Below are 18,525 nucleotides of genomic sequence, written 5' to 3' on the forward strand. Positions count from 1 at the left end.
TCAGGCTCCCCTTTCCAGCTTCTTCAGAACTGTGCGCATACCTGCACCGTCCATAATCAGGCGAGCGAGTTCGCTCATGCTTGCAGCAAAACTCCCTTTACGAATATCCTTATCCTCAGTCAAACTTTCCAACTGCAAGTATCTAGCGACATCTCGCCGATTCATTGCATCCAGGTATCCGGTTGTGTACGGTATCGCAGATATCGTGCCTTTATATCTGAACTGTCGCTTAATATTGGAAAGCGTTGCACGGGAATGCAAATCGTATTTGTTAATGACGACATGTATATTCTTATTGTTCATTCGTTCTGGCAGGATCTCTTCAAAGAACAACTCCAGATTTCGCATATTTTGATCGAGATTAATTACAACATAGTCCGCCTGTTGCAGCTTGAGCTGTGAATCAACACCAGCATGATCCGCATCCAGAAGAACCAGATCATAATACTCGTTAGCTACATTTAGCAGCTTTTTCACTGTCTCACCATGTTCCTGCGGGGAACGTTCCATCTCATCAATTCTTCCGGTTAGGAAATCAAGTCTTTCCTTCAGAAGTGGCTTGGTATAATCCCTGAGATTGTGCTTATTCAGACTGCCGCTCGAATGCAGCCGTTCAATCGCATCCCAGCCACCCTCTTCAAAGGAGAACATAAAATCCGCTGATTCCGTATCTTTGGATGGTAGAGCAGCTTCTGTGCCAGTTCCTGCAAGGCCTGCATTAACAAGTAACACTCTTGTCCTATAGTGAAGTGCCATCGCATAAGCACTAATTAATGTGCTCGAAGTGCAACCTGTTCCTGCAAAAGGACTCCAAAAGGTAATGGTGCTCATGCTCTCATCCTCTCTGCTTCTTTCATCGCACGGCGACTGCGAACACTTTCCCAACCTGTTAACTGCTCGACCACGCGACACAATGATTTTTTGTAATTTCGTGACAAAGGTCCAAGATGAACTCGGCGATGATGCTCATTCTCAAGCTTAACTGCAGCTGTTAATTCATCCCACGGAAGCACTAAGGATTCTCCAGTCCACACAAACGGACTGCCCTCCAGATACGCCCACAGATAACGAGCTTCAAGCTTGCAGTCAACCCCGTTAATTAAGAGCCGCTGAAATGACAGCTCACCAGGCAATGACTGTTCTTCAAGCAACCGCTTCAACCAGCCCTTGCCACGTTCCAGATTGTAACGCTCATAATCACTCACCCAGACTCTTACATCAGCGGTTAGCCAGAGATTACGTGATGCAAAATGCGAGGTCTCCATGTCATATAACACATAGTCATAACTATCCAATCGCTCGCCATTTACTTCAAGATGATTCTCTACTGCTGCTGAAGTAACAAAATGACAAGCGATATCAAATCCTTCAAATTCCGTAATTCGCAAAGACTGCTGACTGTCACCTACACCGTACCCATACTTCTGCTGTAAGGTTCCATCTACGAGCAAAACCTTGTTGCCTGTCGAAGCCAGTATCTTGCAAAGATATAACATCAGATCATTCTTCTCACATAAACCCGCAAAGATCCATGTATGCATAGATGTTACAACTCCTTTCTTTTTCTTAAACTCCCTGTTATCTGAATTATTCTAAATTAAACCTCGGATTTCGCTCTATTCTCCACCCGTTAGCAAGCTCTGTTGTTCTGTTTGTGAAGCATCAGCAGGATCATTTACGCTTCCAGAATTAGCTCCTGCTCCGTTTCCTGAACCATCATTCCACATCACTCCATCCGAGGTTGCCGGATTATTTGATGATGGACGACTGTTATATGTAACTGAGGATTGTGCCACATCCTGTTCAACCCCTTTTGACGGTGCTGTCATGGAGGCGGCCAGTGAACTTTCAAGCGAACTTCGCACCTGTCTGGATAACTCCTGCTCGGCTCGTCGAACAATATTCGGATCACTCTCCAGCAGTTTTAACACTTCTGAATTGGCAGGATACGTCGCGATTGCAGGTGTCTGAAACTGTGGTTCTACATAGGTTAAGGCATAGATTGAAGCTTTATGTAAATAGGCATCTACAATTGCACTTGAGAGTGACAGAATCTCTTCCTCCGTCATCGTAATCCATAAGGTAGCTGCATTGAGTCGTTCCACTTTCTTCTTCGATAAGAGAACATAGTCTTGTCCAGTAGGGAATTGGATACGAACATCAATAATATCTCCCTTAACAAGTGAGGACGGCAGTAATACAACTTGCAGCTCTCGATTTCTTAAATCAGGCGGAGCCGGTACATCCTCATACACCATCTCGGTGGTAATGGCTGTTCCTTTTTTCAACTCTATTTTGGCCACTTGGCCTTCCATCTGCTTCGTACTGGACCAGAGGTTTCGCGGTGCTTGTGCATCCGGAACAGCAATGAGCTTCAGATCCTCCGGTAATATCGGTTCACCTGCTTCAATATCCCGAATCGTAACCCATCCTTGTGCTCCCGAATCCCATTGTTGCTTTAATTCAGCTTCCTTTTCCTCATATGCCGATAAATAACGGGCTTCTACAGCTGACCTGACCTCCCCCATCGTTTTGACATTGTAAATAACATATCCTCCGAACACCAACCCTACAGCTCCTGCTCCGATAAGTCCGGCATAGATCAGTTGACGGCTTTGTTTTCTTAATTTAGACAAAAGAGGCTCTCCTTTCGTAATCTTCTAATCATGTACTTTCCTTCTTGAAAAGAATGAACGTTTCTTGGGCTGCTGTGCCATCATATGCGTTAAAATATGTGAAAACACTTTATCCATCTGTGCGTCCTTGTCAAAAGGATCAATATGTAACGGCAGACCATATACACTCGATGTATCCAGAGCTTTACGAATGCGCTGAACAGCTTCACTTGCTGCCAGGGGCAGACAATATATCCATTTCTCTCGTGGATACCGATGATGTGATCGAACAAAAGCGCCAATCTCCGCCTGTCTCCATTCGGCACCTGAGCCTATAACAATAGGTAGATCTGCACGCAGGAATTCTTCCAGCCGGTTCTGATCCTGACCACTACCGAGATCCATCACGATGAACTGATAACTCCCCCCAAGCAAAGACAAAATATCCGCTCGCCCGGATTGTTTCCAATAATGCACACCATCGACTGCAAACTGTCTGCCTGCTGGCACCGGTTTACCCGCTTGAGCGATTTGTTGAATCCTTGCAAAGGATTGAGAGCGAGGTGACATTTCAATCACAGCTACTTTGAAGTTTTGCCTTTCGAGATAATGACTGATAGCTATAGCCGTATGGGTAACCCCTACACCAGATGAAGCACCAGTCAGGGCAATAACTCTTGTTCCCCCATTCAAGGTCATCGTTGTATCTCCACCAGGCGTTGTTCCGCCGGGTATTCGGAGCAGTTCCTTCCGCACCTCATCGGCAGATTGGAATCGCTCTTCGGCATTATACCTTAACAGTCTTCTCGCCACAGGGATGTATGTCCGCGGAACATCACTCCGGATAGAGCTTTCTACACCCTGAGTCCATTCCGTATACGCACCACTTGTCATAAGATACAGCAGCAATGCTCCGAGTCCATATAGATCTGAACGCGCATCGGTCTGACCCGAGCCATATTGTTCTGGAGCGGCGAAACCAGCGGTTCCCAACTTAACGGTATCTTCAGCACTTTGCGGTTTGTAACTTCTGGCGATGCCAAAATCAATTAATCTTACTTCATGTTCCGGCGTGATCATGATATTTGATGGTTTCAGATCCCTATAGATCACAGGTGGATTCAGATTATGCAGATAACTCAACACATCCAGCAATTGAAGTACAAGCTCCGTCAACTGCTCCATCGGGATCTTCCCACGACACTGCTTGAAATACTCACTGAGCGTTAACCCGTCGATGTATTCCATCACCAAGTACGTGTACCCGTCTTCATCCGGGACAAAAAAATCAACAATTTGCGGCAATCTTGGATGACGAAGTGATGTCAGAAGAGCGGCTTCCGTCTCCATACTGCCTTCATATGGCATAATCGTTACACTCTCTTTAATTGCCCATATCTTGCCCGGCAACTTCAGATCCTCCGCCTCGTATACATGGCTCATTCCGCCTGTTCCCAGAATGGATACGATACGATATCTACCTCCCAGCAGGCTTCCGCGTTCCAGCCTGGCCGGATGTCTCATACCAATTCCTCCTTCAATACACAACAAAAAAGGGAAAGCTTCACCGAAGAAGAACAGACCGGATATCCGGTTTTGTTCGCTTCGGGATGCTTTCCCTCAGGTTTGTTATGGTTAATATTGGTATCATTATAGTACAGGCAGGAACAGATTGTAAAGCACAAAATTTGATGAGCTTATCGAATCAATTTCATAATACCTTAAGCTGCTTTAATCAAGGCTATATCTCTTAATATTTGACCATATAAAGTGTAATCTCTTCCCGGTTGTGAAACAGCTGCTTGGAACGTTGAATTTGCATACGTGAACGCTCAAACGTATCGATGACATCTTTAATCATTGCCAACGGTTTTTTATGCAATAACTTCACGGTAACGATCGCTGTTCCTCCGGGTTGCAGGCTATATAGAAGATCCGATACAAGTCGGCTCATCAGCTTCGGACTCCAACTCATATCACATACGAGCAGGTCGAATTCTCCTTCGCGGAAGCGCACATCCCCTGCATTCTTTTTCAAGAAGGTCAGTTTGGGTGATGCCAGCAGCGTTGCATCCATCTTCGCCGGATCTACCGCCGTTACTTCAAGCCCGCGTTCAAGCAGGAACGAGGTCCATCCACCTGGTGCAGCCCCGATATCAAGTGCTTTATGAAATGAAGTAAAGTCAATGCCAAACGTTTGCTCGGCTTCAAGCAATTTGAACTTAGCACGCGAGATCTGCCCATCTTCTTTTTGAAAACGTACGGCCCCCCCGCTCCAGTCTGACAGGTTCTGTTCAGGTCTGGATACGCCAGCATACAACATATCATTCGCAGCAAATACGGAAATGACATATTCAGCATCACGTACAACCCATTCACTGCCTAACTCATCCAGCTTTTCAGTTAACAGTTGCTTCAATGAGGCTGCATTTTCTTGCCAAAAGGCCCCTTCTGTCTTCCGTACCTGTAGCACGACAGAGGCACCGTTCAATTCCTTATGATTCAACACAAATGCAATCAATTTCTCAATAGACTGCTCCGAATCTTCTGTATTCTCCTGAAACTGAACAGGTTGAATATGACGTAAAAACGTTGGATACTCTGCCCACAGCTTATCTGCAACTTCTTCCTCAGCTACAGGCAGACCCGCAAGCAGTATTTCTCCTGGTACGAGTACCGTGCTCTTCACCGCACCAAACGTACGGCGCAACTCTTCCTGAGCATAAGGGGCAAAGCCATGATTGGCTGTGCAGATAAAACGGGAGAAGTTGCCTTCTTCCCAAGACGATTGTGTACTCAAATTGTGTTACCCTCCAGAACGTACGCGTATCCACGGACGACCATTATCCCACTGGATATCGACCGGAACATCGTACGTATGCTTAATTGTATCTTGTGTCAAAACTTCATGTTTGGGGCCAGCTGCCGCAATACGTCCATCGCGGATCAAGGCCACATGTGTAAATAAAGGTACGATCTCTTCAACATGATGTGTTACATACACAACTGTAATGTTACGCTGGCGCAGACGATCAATCTCAGCCAGCATTTTCTCACGTTCATATAAATCTAGGCCGGCACAAGGCTCGTCCATAATCAGCAATTTTGGCTCGGCCATTAATGAACGAGCGAGCATGACTTTTTTGCGCTCCCCTTGGGATAACGTTCCAAGCGGGTTGTTAGCCAGGTTGGCAAAACCCATGTCATCCAGCAAACTCATTGCCTTTGCTTTTACTTCATCCGGAATTGTCTGATAAAAACGCAAAAAAGCATAAGCTCCTGTAGCGACGACCTCCCATACCGGATCTCTGGGTGTGAGTTTCTCAATCAACGTTTGGCTGATATAACCGATTTCCTTACGTACTTCCCTGACGTCACATTGTCCATACAAATTACCGAGTACTTCAATACGTCCCTGGCTTGGAAACATATATCCGTTCATCATTTCCAACAACGTTGTTTTGCCAGAACCATTCCGACCCAGAACAACCCAATGTTCGCCTTGTTCAATGCGCAAATGTACATTATCCAAAATCTGATTATCTTCTCGTCTAAGTGAGACATGTTCCATCGAGATTATACTCATTTCAGCACCGCCTTCCGGATCTCCGAGAGCAGATGCTCCACAGAGCTCATCCGATAAACCATTTTTGGAACATCTTGCTGGCCGTCAAAAAGCATCACTGCTGGAACGCTTGAAATTTGAAATTGTTGTACAAGTTCAGGAATGTCATGAATGTTCATTTCGAATAAAATACCTTCTGGCAGCATGTGCTCAACGACCTCTAACATACGCCGTGCTGCCGCACATGTCCCACATAAAGGGGTATATATAAATACAGCCTGTGGCATGCCTTCCCATACACTGCGCATTAACATTTTGGATGTAATTGGCTTCATTAACTTTCTTCTCCCGCGGCAACACGCAGCATGACCTCACCCGTCATTGGTCCATTATGAATGGTTACCGAATCGGGTTTATTGCTATATAACATCTCGTACATCTGGCGTTTCCCAAACATACTGGACGTATGCAAATAGATCTCGCGCGGAAATAAACCTTCTCGTACAATAGATGCCGCGACCTCACCGCCATTGGGCGAATCTGGACCAAGCTCATAATCCAGAGACAAAATGTCCACGTCACCTTCTCTTAGTAGCATCAGGCACTCTTCTGCATTCGTTGCCAGAACAAATCCTTTCGGACATGCCCGATAGTCATCCAAAAAAACATGCATACAATCGCTCCTCTCCCCATTATAACCAGGAACGCATGAGCGCTATATCATCACGGTGCGTTCCATCTTCGCCCGTTTCTGTCTCGAGCACAATAACCGCATTTTGGAACTCAGGCGCCTTTAACAATGCTTTCATTGATTCATTGCCGATATATCCCTGTCCGATCCTCGCATGTCTATCCTTACAAGAACCAGACGCATATTTGGAATCATTAAAATGTACAGCAGCAACATTATCCCAATAGCGGAGCATCCTGCCCTTTTCGAGCATCGCCGCTTCGTTGCCTGACGACCACAAACCTGAAGCAAAAGCATGGCATGTGTCAAAACAAAAAGCAATATGCTCCGGATATCGGCTTAATTTGCGAATCTGTATCATTTCTTCCATTGTCGTGCCCATCGGGCCATGATCACCTGCCTGATTCTCAATCAGCACCTTTGAATGTCCATTCCAATTCTCCAAGGCGGTATCCAGACAATGAATGAGGTTCTGATAACCCTCCAGCGGATCGTTTGTTTTGATATGTCCAAAATGGACTACCGTCCCAACAGAACCGCAAGCATTCGAAATTTCAAGATCATTGCGAATAGAAGCTATTGTAGCATGAAACCCCGCCTCTCCACGGGTCATGCCCAACGCCGGATTCGTGGGATAGGGTGAATGTGCAATCGAAGCAAGTCTCTGCTGTTCACACCAATCCCTGCACTGCTCAGCATCCTTGAGGTCCAGACTTTTTAGGCTGAGACTACGCGGGTTCTTCGGAAAATACTGAAACGCCGTTGCCCCCATCTCATACGCTCTCTTGGCTGCCTGAAGAAATCCGCCTCTCGTGCTGACATGTGCCCCGATACCGGTTTTAGGCCTCATGCTGGCATTTCGGACAGAAGAACGCCTTCTTGCCCGTAATTTCCACTCGTTCAATCGTTCCCCCGCAGCGCGGACAAGTCTCGCCTTCCCGATCGTACACGCGACATTGCTCGTCAAAACTTCCTGTCTTCGTATCCCCTTGCATCAGCGGCATTTCCATATAACCGCCCTCAGAAGCTGCTTCACGCAACACGGACTGCATCGAATGGAACAAACGCTCCGTCAGCTCAGGTGAAGCCGCGATGTTCTGCGTTTTGGAGCTTGGTCTCAGACCGGCAGCAAAAGCAATCTCATCCGAATAACAATTGCCAATCCCTGCAATGATATGCTGGTTTACCAACGTTGTCTTGAGCGTACCCCGGCGACCTTTCAACAGAGAAGCAAAACGTTCCACATTCATCCGTCGATCCAAAGGTTCAGGTCCAAGATCAGACATCGCCTCTTCGGTTTCTTTCGAAGTAAGCAGATGTAAATAACCCAAGCGCAGTCCAATGAAGAATAAAATGTGATCGCCAAACTGAATTTCCACTTGTGTGGAACGATCAGGACGTTCTTCTTCCGTGCCCCAGAAAATCATACCGCCCAACATGAGGTGCAGCACCAGGCGTTTGCCATTAGCCAAGTGGAAAATCAGATGCTTCGCTCGGCGCTCAACAAATATGATGCGATTACCTGTAAGTTCATTGATAAACAGATCAGGCTCCGTATTTATCGTTTTATCGCGGTTAATTACAACACCTGTAATCAGTAGATCAAGTATTTTCTCGGACAGCAAGGTCCGGTAATTTTCCATTTCCGGTAGTTCCGGCATCGTACATTACCCCTTTTTGGAAGCTTGGTCTGCCTCTTGCGACAGCCACTCCATCAATTTATGCAAATCTTCAAACACATGATCAGGTCGAGCCTTCGCTGCTTGAATGTGTCCATCCATATTATCCCGTGTTGTCACACCGGTAAGTACCAACAGCGTCTCACACCCTGCTGCCACTCCAGCAGCAATATCGGTTCGCATATTATCTCCGATTACTGCCACTTCATGAGACGCCAGGTTTAGCCGGCTAATGGCTGACTTCATTATAACACTCGATGGCTTGCCAATAACGGTAGGATGAACTCCGGTTGCTGCTTCAATTGCTGCTCCAATAGTTCCCGCCCCAGGTGTCAGTCCATCATCGGAAGGAAGCTGCAGATCCGGGTTGGTCATGATGAATTTTGATCCCGCATTAATCCACCTTAGCGCCTTGGTCAGTTTATGATAGGAAAATTCACGATCAATCCCCTGTATCACGTAATCTGGTACATCTTCCGTCAGCTGTAGTCCTGCTTCTTCTATGGCTTCCAGCAGTCCTGCTTCTCCAATACATGCCACTTTTGCACCCGGGGACTCTTCAGCAACATATTCAGCAGCCGCCACAGCAGAAGTACATACTTGAGACGCGTCGGCAGGTATGCCCATCCCGTTCAGATGATCTGCCACACCTTGTGGTGTACGGGAAGAATTATTTGTTACGAATAAATACGGCTTTCCTAGCTCTTGCAGTGTTCGAATAAGCTGATCGGCTCCTTCGATACGATGTCTGCCATGATAGAGCGTACCATCCAAGTCAATCAGATAGGCCTTAATCACACACAGCACTTCCTTTCTTCATTCCATTAACGTTTCATGTCCTTAATCATTTACCTCGAACTTGACCGCGAACCTATGTATTCAGGCAAAAAATAATGGCTTGCTGGCATATGCACGCAACAAGTCGAACCGGATCGAACACCGACGGTTTAACTCGCGCGTCTTCTGTACAAGCTTGTCATTTCCTGCGCTTTCCCGGAAAATAATTTGAATCATTTCCCTCTTCATATTGCCCATCCTACACGCTTTCTGACCAGATTGCAAAAGGGACCGCGGGAGTTCCTCTCCCTCAGTCCCGTGCAATTACCCGGATCTTTATATGACGTGTTTAGCCGTGCACTGGTTCGCAATCAGGGTTAAGATTCTTGCTTGCGATGCACGACAGGAATAAGCTGGTGTTCGTTTGCAAGTCTGGTATTCGGGAATACGGACTGCGCCTCTTCCAAAAGTGGCTGAAGTTGATCCTCATCCTTATAGCGTGAACTGAAGTGAGTCATGATTAGTTGCCCTACATTGGCTGCTCTAGCCGCTTCTGCCGCTTGTTTAGAAGTACTATGATAGTACTCATGCGCTGTATCGGCCAGATCATGCATGAATGTAGCTTCATGTACAAGTACATCTGCATTTATGGAAAGTGGCTGTACGTTGTCACATGGACGTGTATCGCCCAATATGGTGATCACCATACCACGCTTGGGCGCTCCTAATACATCTTCTGGACGAAGCGAATCACCATTATCCAACGTAATGGTTTCTCCACGTTTCAGTCGGCCGAACAATGGGCCTGGTTTCAGACCGTATTCCGCCAGTTTGGCTGGGTCCAGGCTCCCTGGACGATCTTTTTCCGTAATCCGGTATCCATAACTGTCAATCCGATGCTCAAGCAAAGCAGCTTCCACGATAAAACTGTCATCCTCGAACAGGACGCCGCCCGTATGTTCCACGATATTCAAATCATAGTTAACCCGGGATTGGCTCAGCTCCATTGTTGTACTGATCATTCGTTCCGTACCTGGCGGACCATATACGGTTAATGGTGTGGTGCCACCTTGATAGGCTCTGCTCGAAAGCAGTCCTGGAAGTCCAAATACATGATCACCATGCAGATGTGTAATGAATATCTTCTCCAATTTGCTCAGTTTAAGCGGAGAACTTAAAATCTGGTGCTGCGTCCCTTCCCCGCAGTCAAACAACCACAAAGCTCTGCGCTCATCCAACATGCGTAGCCCAATGGAAGTTACATTCCGTTGAAGCGTAGGTACACCAGCATTAGTTCCCAGGAAATATAGTTCCATTCTGGATCGCACCTCTTTCTGTTGCCAGCAAAAAACCTCCGACAATGCGGAGGGCTTTGCCTGACACTCTACTGAATTTATGCCTTCTCTACATTAAAATACTTAGCTTGCGGGTGGCTGAATACCATCGCTGATACGGAAGCTTCAGGTTCCATCATGAAACCTTCCGTCAATTCCACACCGATATCCTCAGGCTGTAGTAACTTGAACAGCGGCCCTTGGTCTTCCAGATCCGGACAAGCCGGATATCCAAAAGATACCCTTATCCCTTGATAGCGTGCACCATGACGTTGCTTCATGGTCATCTGGGCAGAGTCCGGGAATCCCCAGATATCTCTCATCATATGATGCACACGCTCAGCTAATCCCTCTGCTACTTCGAGCGCTACGGATTGCAGAGCATGCGAGCGAAGGTAATCCCCTTGATCTTTCCACGCCGTGGATAGTTCACGTACCCCGTGTCCAGCAGTAACAACCATGAAACCAACGTAATCCATCTGACCGGATTCAACAGGTTTCAGGAAGTCGGACAGGCATAGGAACGGCTCGACTTTTTGACGTGGGAACGTAAATGTATGCAAAATATTACTGGTGTCCTTTGGATCATAGATAATGACGCTGTTACCACTGGACTGAGCCGGGAAGAAACGATACATGGCATGCGCCTGAATAATCCCGTCACGAACAGCCTCTTGCATAATATCATCCACGACTGCTTTCAGGTCGGTAGCCTTCTTATCACCTGAAGCAAGCAGTTGTTCTACTGAACCGCGCAACCCCAGATGATGTCCAAGCAACATCTGCATGTTCACGTATGGCAGGATATGTGATAAAGGATAGTTACGCATCGTATGCCGCTCCAGATCAGGCGGTACAAGAACCGGATGATCTACAGCAATATCCGAACGTTCTACCCGGGTAAGCTCTGGAAGAGCCTGAACAGCTACTGCACCTGAAGCATCAGCTTCTTTTTCTGCTTCCATCTCCAGTTGCATCACTTCACGTGAAACGGGATTCATCAATTTGTTCGCCAGATCCAGACCATCCATCGCATCTTTGGCATATACAACCATTCCGTTATATTCAGGACGGATACGATTTTTGGTGAATTTGCGTGTTAGCGCCGCTCCGCCAACCATAATAGGTACATCAATACCTGCTGTTCGCAAATCCTGAGCGGTAAGAATCATCTGTTGCGCTGATTTTACCAGTAGACCCGAGAGGCCGATCGCATCGACTTTTTCTTCCCGGTATGCCTCAATGATACGTTCTGGTGGTACTTTTATACCCAAATTAATGATCCGGTAACCGTTATTGGACAGGATGATCTCAACCAGGTTCTTACCGATGTCATGCACATCGCCCTTGACCGTGGCCAGAATGATCTTGCCTTTAACCGAAGTTTCGTTCTTCTCCATGAATTGCTCCAAATATGCTACAGAAGCCTTCATAACCTCTGCACTCTGCAACACCTCAGCTACAATCAACTCATTGTTGTTAAAGAGACGACCTACTTCCTCCATCCCCCGCATCAGTGGACCGTTAATCACTTGAAGTGCTGTATATTTGGCAAGTGCCAGTTCGAGATCTGGCAGCAATCCTTCTTTACTTCCTTCTACTACATATGAAGCGAGACGCTCTTCTAATGAAAGGTTCGAGATTTTTTCCTTCTTCTCAACCTTCTTGTTACGGAACGCCGCTACAAACGCCGCCAGAGTATCATCATTCGTGTTATATAAAAGCTCTTCGGAGAGTCTGCGTTCTTCTTCAGGAATGGAGGCATAACGCTCCAATTTCTCTGTGTTCACGATCGCATAGTCAAGACCTGCTTTGGTACATTCATATAAGAATACTGAGTTCAGCACCTCACGGCCCGCTTCAGGCAGTCCGAATGAAATGTTACTGATCCCGAGGATCGTATGACATTCTGGCATCGCTTCCTTAATCACTCTTATACCTTCAATGGTTTCTTTGGCTGAACCGATGTACTGTTCATCTCCCGTACCTACAGGGAACACCAAAGTATCAAAAATCAGGTCTTCTGGTTTGAGTCCATATTTGTTCACCAGCAAATCGTAAGAGCGCTTGGCTACGTCAAGCTTGTCTTCCCGACTAATCGCCTGACCCCGTTCGTCAATCGTTCCGACAACTACTGCACCACCATATTTATGAAGCAACGGTGTAATCAGCTCAAATTTCTCTTCGCCATCCTCAAGGTTAATAGAGTTAATTATCGCTTTACCTTGTGAGTACTGGAGGGCCAGATCAATTACTGAAGCATCTGTCGTATCGATCATGAGAGGAACCTTCACTTTTTTTACAACCAATTCAAGGAACTTCACCATGTCTTCAGACTCTTCACGGTCTGGGTCTTGTACACACACATCGACAATGTGCGCTCCATTTTTCACTTGAGCACGTGCAATTTCGGAAGCTTCTTCATATTTGCCTTCTACAATGAGGCGTTTGAATTTCCGTGATCCCAGCACATTTGTACGCTCTCCGACCATATATGGGCGATTGTCCTGTTCGATGTAGATCGGTTCTATACCAGACAATGCCGGTGGATGTGTTCCGTTCATTTCTCTTGGGGGGTACTGGGCAAGTGTATCGCGCATCGCCCGAATATGTGCAGGGGTTGTCCCGCAACATCCACCAGCGATATTCAACCAGCCCTGTTCGGCAAAAGCACCAATCTTCTGAGCAAGCGAGTCAGGTGACTCATGGTAATTACCATTCTCATCCGGAAGACCCGCGTTCGGGTAACAACTAACGGCAACCGATGCCATAGCGGAAAGTGAGCGAATGTGATCACGCATGAACTCTGGACCCGTAGCACAGTTTAGTCCTACCGAAATTGGGTTAAGGTGTTCTAAGGATATATAAAAGGATTCGATATTCTGACCTGCAAGGGTCGTTCCCATCGGTTCAATCGTTCCTGATATCATCAGGGGCAGTGTAACACCACTCTGTTCGAAGGCCTGCTGAATTCCAATGCTGCCTGCTTTTACATTGAGGGTATCCTGTGAGGTTTCGAGCAGTAGCGCATCAACGCCTCCCTCTATTAAAGCAAGCGCTTGCTCCAAATAACTGTCGATAAGTTCCTGGAACGTCACTCCACCAGTTACAGACAGTGTTTTGGTTGTTGGTCCCATCGCACCTACCACATAACGTGGAGATTCAGGTGTAGAGAAACGATCAACCGCAGCTTTCGCAATTCTGGCTGCTTCCAGGTTGATCTCGCGTGCCCGATCCTGAATATCGTACTCAGCAAGCACAACGGATGTGGCACCAAATGTATTGGTTTCAATTAAATCGGCGCCCGCCTCCAGATATTCTTCATGAATGCGCTGGATCAGTTCTGGACGAGTAAGTACTAACATTTCATTACATCCATCCAGATCTTCGCCGCCAAAATCTTCGCCAGTCAGATCAACTTGTTGAATCATGGTCCCCATTGCACCGTCGAGGATTAATATTCGTTGTTTTAATGCTTCGTGTAGACTAATCTTATCCAATATCTTCACCCCCGCAAAACGTTAGATCTTAGTTTAACAGAAACTAACTTAATGTGAAAGATCGGGTTTGGTCCCGAAAGATGGCGGGTTTGCACGAATATGAACGGAATTTGAGAATCGACAAAAACAAAGCAATCCGATATAATTCAATTAAACCAAGTGGAAAAGAGGGAAAGAACATGGCTGAAATTGTTATCCGAAATACGAACGAACGCATCACTGGTGACGAAAATGTTCGAAATTTCTTAAACAAATACGATGTATTATATGAGAAGTGGGACGCATCCAAACTGAACACTGATCTGCAAGATAACTTTGGATTAACGGATGAACAGAAAACCGAAGTTTTGGAAACTTACGATTATGAAATCAGAGATTTGGCTGCACGTCGCGGATACCAGATCTGGGATGTCATCACGCTGTCCGAACAAACACCAGATATCGAAGAAAAGCTGGCCAAGTTTGAAGAGATCCACACCCACGCTGAAGATGAGATCCGTGCAATTGTCGCTGGTAAAGGAATCTTTGTTATCAAAGCTACAGATGATGTGGGCTACTTTAATGTAGAACTGTCTCCTGGAGACGTCATCTCTGTTCCTGAGAATACACCGCACTTCTTCACTTTAATGGAGAACAAACAAATAATTGCTGTACGTCTGTTCATCGAAAAAGATGGCTGGATTGCAGATCCATACCCTGATCCTACATTTATCAAACAAGCCTAACACTCTCGTGTTACAACTTGCTTAACCAAAACCCCTGTTCAATTGAACAGGGGTTTTCGCATATTGCATATGGGACTAGTATACAACATCGGTGCATTATATAAAATAATGCGGGTATTTCGCCTTTATCGATTCCTGTTCAATAACAACGAGTCTAAGATGAGCTTCCATCACCTGAACTGCTTGCTCGGTCTGACGCTCTGTGATAAGACGATAAATCTCTTTGTGCTGGGAGATAATGACCTCCAGGTTGGAGTCCTCCGCTAGACGTAATAAACGCAACCGATTAAACGGAATATTCAGTTGTTGCAACATTTTCCATGTTCTCAGCTTACCCGTGCCTTGGAACAAAATCTGATGAAACTCTTCATCCAGTTCAAAAAGTCGATAGAAATTGTTTTTTCCTATACAGACTTCCTGCATTGCAATGTTGGTTTCAAGTCGAAATCTGTACTCTTCAGGAAAAGAAACACAAGCCAAAGTCACGATTTCCTTCTCCATCTTCTCCCGCATAAACCTGCCTTCTTCCACATGCTCCAGATTAATATGAGAGACGATCGTTCCACTCTGGGGAATAATGTCCAGCAGTTCTTCTTCAGCAAGCTTCATGAATGCTTCTCGCACGGGTGTTCTGCTCACCTGCAGTTCATCTGCAATCTCTTTCTCTGAGATCTTGGTACCCGGCTTAAGTTCCAGATGAAGAATTCGTTCTTTTAACAGGTTATATGAATATGCCCGGGTCGAGCCTCTAATTTTTTGATTAAGTGACATGCCTAGACCTCTTTCTATCAGCCGTATTCATTCATCTTAGCACAAATTACCGTTCCACTTATATATCGGTGTGAAACGGTAATCTGGCCAACATCAACTATATTATTGCTTGTTTTCTTTATAGGCTTTGTACGTATCATTTGCCAGCTTCAGATAATTGGATAATCCTTGACTCTCCAGCTCTTTGGCAAATGTATCGAATTCAGACAAGTCCCGTTCACCCAAGATAAATTTAAGTGTATTCTGATCCGAATAATCTTTCAATGGTGTACTCAGAAGTGTCACCCGTTCACGGTCCTCTGAAGAGTAAGGAATTGGTGGTTCTGCCGGGATCACTTCCTTGGTATCCTTCATGTCTTGTTGGAATTTCAACTCTTCTTCACTAAACATCGATTGCAGCAGATCTGTCGTACCACCGTAGGCAAATACTCCACCAGAGAAACCAAAGTCAATACGCAGATCCTTCGTGCCTTTAGGATTCAAGCCATTGTAGTTCACATCTTCTACCAATTTACGTTTTCCGCCCTCTTTGGTAAATGTTTCGCCTTCAACGCCCCATTTGGCAAACTCTTGACCCTCATCACTGTAGTATAACCAATCCACAAATTGCATAATAGCTTTGAAGTTTTCGCTTTTTTGAATTTTTCCGGATATCATGACACCGTTTTCAAGTCTGGAGCCAGACATTAATTGCCCTTTTGGCCCACCAGGAACTGTAATCTTCGCAACAGAGTATTTACCTTCTCCCAGCGTTTTGTTCATATCATTTCGGTGCAGCACCACCGTTTGGGAATTACCATTAATCATGAATGATTTGCCGGATACAAATTTCTGTACAGCCTGATCATCATCCTGTGTGAAACTTTCTTTGTCCAGCAATCCTTCGGATACCAACTTGTTAAAGTACGTTAGCATTTCCTTATACTCCGGCGTAGTAGCCGTGTACACAAATCCATCCTGATCTTCCTTATACGTCAATCCGTTACCAAAACCCCATCCAGCCTTGGTACCAAAGCCGGTAGCAGCGATGTTCAATGTACTATTGAATTTAAATCCATCCGAAAATGGAATGGAATCCGGGTAGATTTCTTTCAGCTTTTTGGCTGCATCATACAATTCGTCCCATGTCGTCGGGATGGCGATGTTATTTTCTTCAAAAACATCCGTTCTTACCAGTAATGTATAATCCGGCCATACTTCTTCATGCAGACCCGGGAGCACATAGTACTTTCCATCTTCTTGCCGAAGTCCTTCCAGTTCATCTTCCAAACCCCATTTTTCCACTTTATCCTTGAAGTTCGGCATCAAATCAATGTAATCACTAATGGGCAAGACCGCACCGGAAGATACAAATGCAGATTCTTCACCAGGATAGGTTTTGGGAATAATCAGCGGTGCATCGCCTGAACTGATTAGAAGGGATCTCTTCTGAGAGTAGTCACTCATGGGAACAATCGTTGGCTCAAGCGTAACACCCGTCAGTTCGGTAATTTTATCGAAAAGTAACCAGTCTTTTTTAAAAGGATAAATAGGATGATCACTGTATAGTATGGATAGATTAAACGGCTCAGTTGCCTTGAATGTGTCACCTACATTGTACGTCTCCATCGCTGCCTTGGTTTGAACTTCTGTGACGTCACCTCCAGCTCCATTACCGCTGCTACATGCTGCCAGAACAACGGTCATCATTGATGCCAACACCATTTTACCAACAAACTTACGTGGCTTTTGATTCATTTAGGTTATCCCCCTGAATTTGGTTTAGGTTGACCTTGACTTAAAACTTTTTAATCAATAAAAAGCGAAGCGCTCGCCTACAAGCTTTCTGAAAGAAAGCTGCATCGGAAGCATATGCTATCACCGGATTTTCCCTTTTACAAAGGGAATCGAAAAAATCTGGGGATAACAGCAATTGAAAGGTTATTCTGTCATCGGAGTGTTCCGTGTAAATCATCTTTAGCTCAATTTATATAGCTGCTAGGTATTACTGTTTAACAGACCCTAACATGATACCGGTTACAAAGTATCTTTGGACAAATGGATAGATGGTGAGTATCGGCAAGATGGTTAATACCATCGTTACTGACTTAATATTCGCAGCAATCTGTGTCAGGTTATCAGCTGAAGTTGCACCGGCAGATGCCCCACTTGTCGCTCCTGCAATCATATTGCGCAAATAAATGGTGACCGGGAACAGTTCTTTTTTGTCCAGATACAGAAAAGCTGGGAACCAGGAATTCCAATGACCTACTGCGTAGAACAGCACCATGGTTGCCATAACTGCTTTACTAAGCGGCAATATAATGCGTAACAAGATTCCGTAGGTGTTCAAACCGTCAATGGAGGCAGCTTCCTCCAGTTCTTCAGGCATATTTTCAAAAAATGACTTCATGATCAGCATGTTGTATATGCTAATTGCGCCAGGAACAACAAGTGCCCACATAGTGTTGTTGAACCCAAGAGAATTAATCAACACATAGTTTGGAATCAATCCACCACTGAAGAACATGGTAAATACGGCGAACATCGTCAGAAACTTGCGACCCATCAATCTCTTTTTGGACAGGGCATATGCGAAAATAGTCGTCATAAACATGGAGATTAACGTACCTACTACAGTATAGATAATCGTATTTTTATAATTCGTCCAGAACATGCTGTCACGTGAGATGGTCTTGTATGTCTCCACATTGAATCCTCTTGGGAACAAACTAACCTTACCCGAATTAATGTAGGACTCACTACTGAAGGATTGTGCCACGACATTTAAGAATGGATAGAGCGTTATAAATACCACGAACAGCAGAAAGATGACATTGAATACTTTAAATACCTTGTAAGATCTGGATTCCTGCATGGTTCTCCTCC

17 protein-coding genes are annotated in these 18,525 nt (G+C 45.5%); 1 reads left to right on the plus strand and 16 read right to left on the minus strand.

What is annotated here, in order from left to right; genetic code table 11:
* From C161_RS26670 to metH, 13 genes are all read right to left on the minus strand, one after another.
* Complete coding sequence (locus C161_RS26670; protein WP_036673851.1) at positions 1-831, minus strand: hypothetical protein; 831 nt, start codon at positions 829-831, stop codon at positions 1-3.
* Positions 828-1,541 carry a hypothetical protein gene (locus tag C161_RS26675; protein ID WP_017688052.1) on the minus strand — a complete coding sequence of 238 codons (714 nt, stop codon included), beginning with the start codon at positions 1,539-1,541 and terminating at the stop codon, positions 828-830. The genes C161_RS26670 and C161_RS26675 overlap by 4 nt, the downstream gene beginning before the upstream one ends.
* A 75-nt stretch (positions 1,542-1,616) precedes the next feature.
* Positions 1,617-2,636, minus strand: coding sequence for an SAF domain-containing protein (locus C161_RS26680; RefSeq protein ID WP_036673852.1), 1,020 nt, complete (start codon positions 2,634-2,636; stop codon positions 1,617-1,619).
* Between the two features lie 24 nt (positions 2,637-2,660).
* Positions 2,661-4,139 carry a serine/threonine protein kinase gene (locus tag C161_RS26685; protein ID WP_036673853.1) on the minus strand — a complete coding sequence of 493 codons (1,479 nt, stop codon included), beginning with the start codon at positions 4,137-4,139 and terminating at the stop codon, positions 2,661-2,663.
* Positions 4,140-4,365: 226 nt separating this feature from the next.
* The gene (locus C161_RS26690) at positions 4,366-5,415 is read right to left on the minus strand and encodes an SAM-dependent methyltransferase (protein WP_036673854.1); all 1,050 of its coding nucleotides are present in this window, start codon (positions 5,413-5,415) and stop codon (positions 4,366-4,368) included.
* 6 nt (positions 5,416-5,421) lie between these two features.
* Positions 5,422-6,195 (minus strand): ABC transporter ATP-binding protein, encoded by a 774-nt coding sequence (locus C161_RS26695; RefSeq protein ID WP_036674009.1) that lies wholly within the window; start codon positions 6,193-6,195, stop codon positions 5,422-5,424.
* Between the two features lie 2 nt (positions 6,196-6,197).
* Positions 6,198-6,515 (minus strand): thioredoxin family protein, encoded by a 318-nt coding sequence (locus C161_RS26700; protein ID WP_036673857.1) that lies wholly within the window; start codon positions 6,513-6,515, stop codon positions 6,198-6,200.
* On the minus strand, positions 6,515-6,853 hold the full coding sequence (locus C161_RS26705) for a cyclic-phosphate processing receiver domain-containing protein (RefSeq protein ID WP_017688046.1): 339 nt from the start codon (positions 6,851-6,853) through the stop codon (positions 6,515-6,517). Before C161_RS26705 ends, C161_RS26700 begins: the two co-directional genes overlap by 1 nt.
* 19 nt (positions 6,854-6,872) lie before the next feature.
* Entirely contained in the window at positions 6,873-7,721 is an 849-nt protein-coding gene (locus C161_RS26710; protein ID WP_036673859.1) for a deoxyribonuclease IV, read from the minus strand.
* Positions 7,711-8,532, minus strand: a complete 822-nt coding sequence (locus C161_RS26715) for an Fpg/Nei family DNA glycosylase (protein ID WP_036673861.1) — start codon at positions 8,530-8,532, stop codon at positions 7,711-7,713. The genes C161_RS26710 and C161_RS26715 overlap by 11 nt, the downstream gene beginning before the upstream one ends.
* Positions 8,533-8,538: 6 nt before the next feature.
* On the minus strand, positions 8,539-9,348 hold the full coding sequence (locus C161_RS26720) for a TIGR01457 family HAD-type hydrolase (RefSeq protein WP_051449967.1): 810 nt from the start codon (positions 9,346-9,348) through the stop codon (positions 8,539-8,541).
* A gap of 356 nt (positions 9,349-9,704) precedes the next feature.
* Positions 9,705-10,643, minus strand: coding sequence for a ribonuclease Z (gene rnz, locus C161_RS26725; protein ID WP_017688042.1), 939 nt, complete (start codon positions 10,641-10,643; stop codon positions 9,705-9,707).
* Positions 10,644-10,720: 77 nt separating this feature from the next.
* Positions 10,721-14,161 carry a methionine synthase gene (gene metH / locus C161_RS26730; RefSeq protein WP_036673863.1) on the minus strand — a complete coding sequence of 1,147 codons (3,441 nt, stop codon included), beginning with the start codon at positions 14,159-14,161 and terminating at the stop codon, positions 10,721-10,723.
* A gap of 179 nt (positions 14,162-14,340) precedes the next feature.
* Between metH and C161_RS26735 the strand changes: the two genes are divergently transcribed.
* Positions 14,341-14,886, plus strand: a complete 546-nt coding sequence (locus C161_RS26735) for a cupin domain-containing protein (protein WP_036673865.1) — start codon at positions 14,341-14,343, stop codon at positions 14,884-14,886.
* Between the two features lie 96 nt (positions 14,887-14,982).
* Here C161_RS26735 and C161_RS26740 read toward each other — a convergent pair whose 3' ends face one another.
* The 3 genes from C161_RS26740 to C161_RS26750 form a co-directional block, all read right to left on the minus strand.
* Complete coding sequence (locus tag C161_RS26740; protein WP_036673866.1) at positions 14,983-15,657, minus strand: GntR family transcriptional regulator; 675 nt, start codon at positions 15,655-15,657, stop codon at positions 14,983-14,985.
* Between the two features lie 102 nt (positions 15,658-15,759).
* A complete protein-coding gene (locus C161_RS26745; protein ID WP_036673867.1) occupies positions 15,760-17,394 on the minus strand; it encodes an ABC transporter substrate-binding protein in 1,635 nt (544 codons plus the stop codon).
* 247 nt (positions 17,395-17,641) lie between these two features.
* Entirely contained in the window at positions 17,642-18,514 is an 873-nt protein-coding gene (locus tag C161_RS26750) for a carbohydrate ABC transporter permease (protein WP_036613592.1), read from the minus strand.
* Between the last annotated feature and the right edge of the window lie 11 nt (positions 18,515-18,525).

The sequence above is a fragment of the Paenibacillus sp. FSL R5-192 genome (assembly GCF_000517845.1).
Lineage (GTDB): Bacteria > Bacillota > Bacilli > Paenibacillales > Paenibacillaceae > Paenibacillus > Paenibacillus amylolyticus.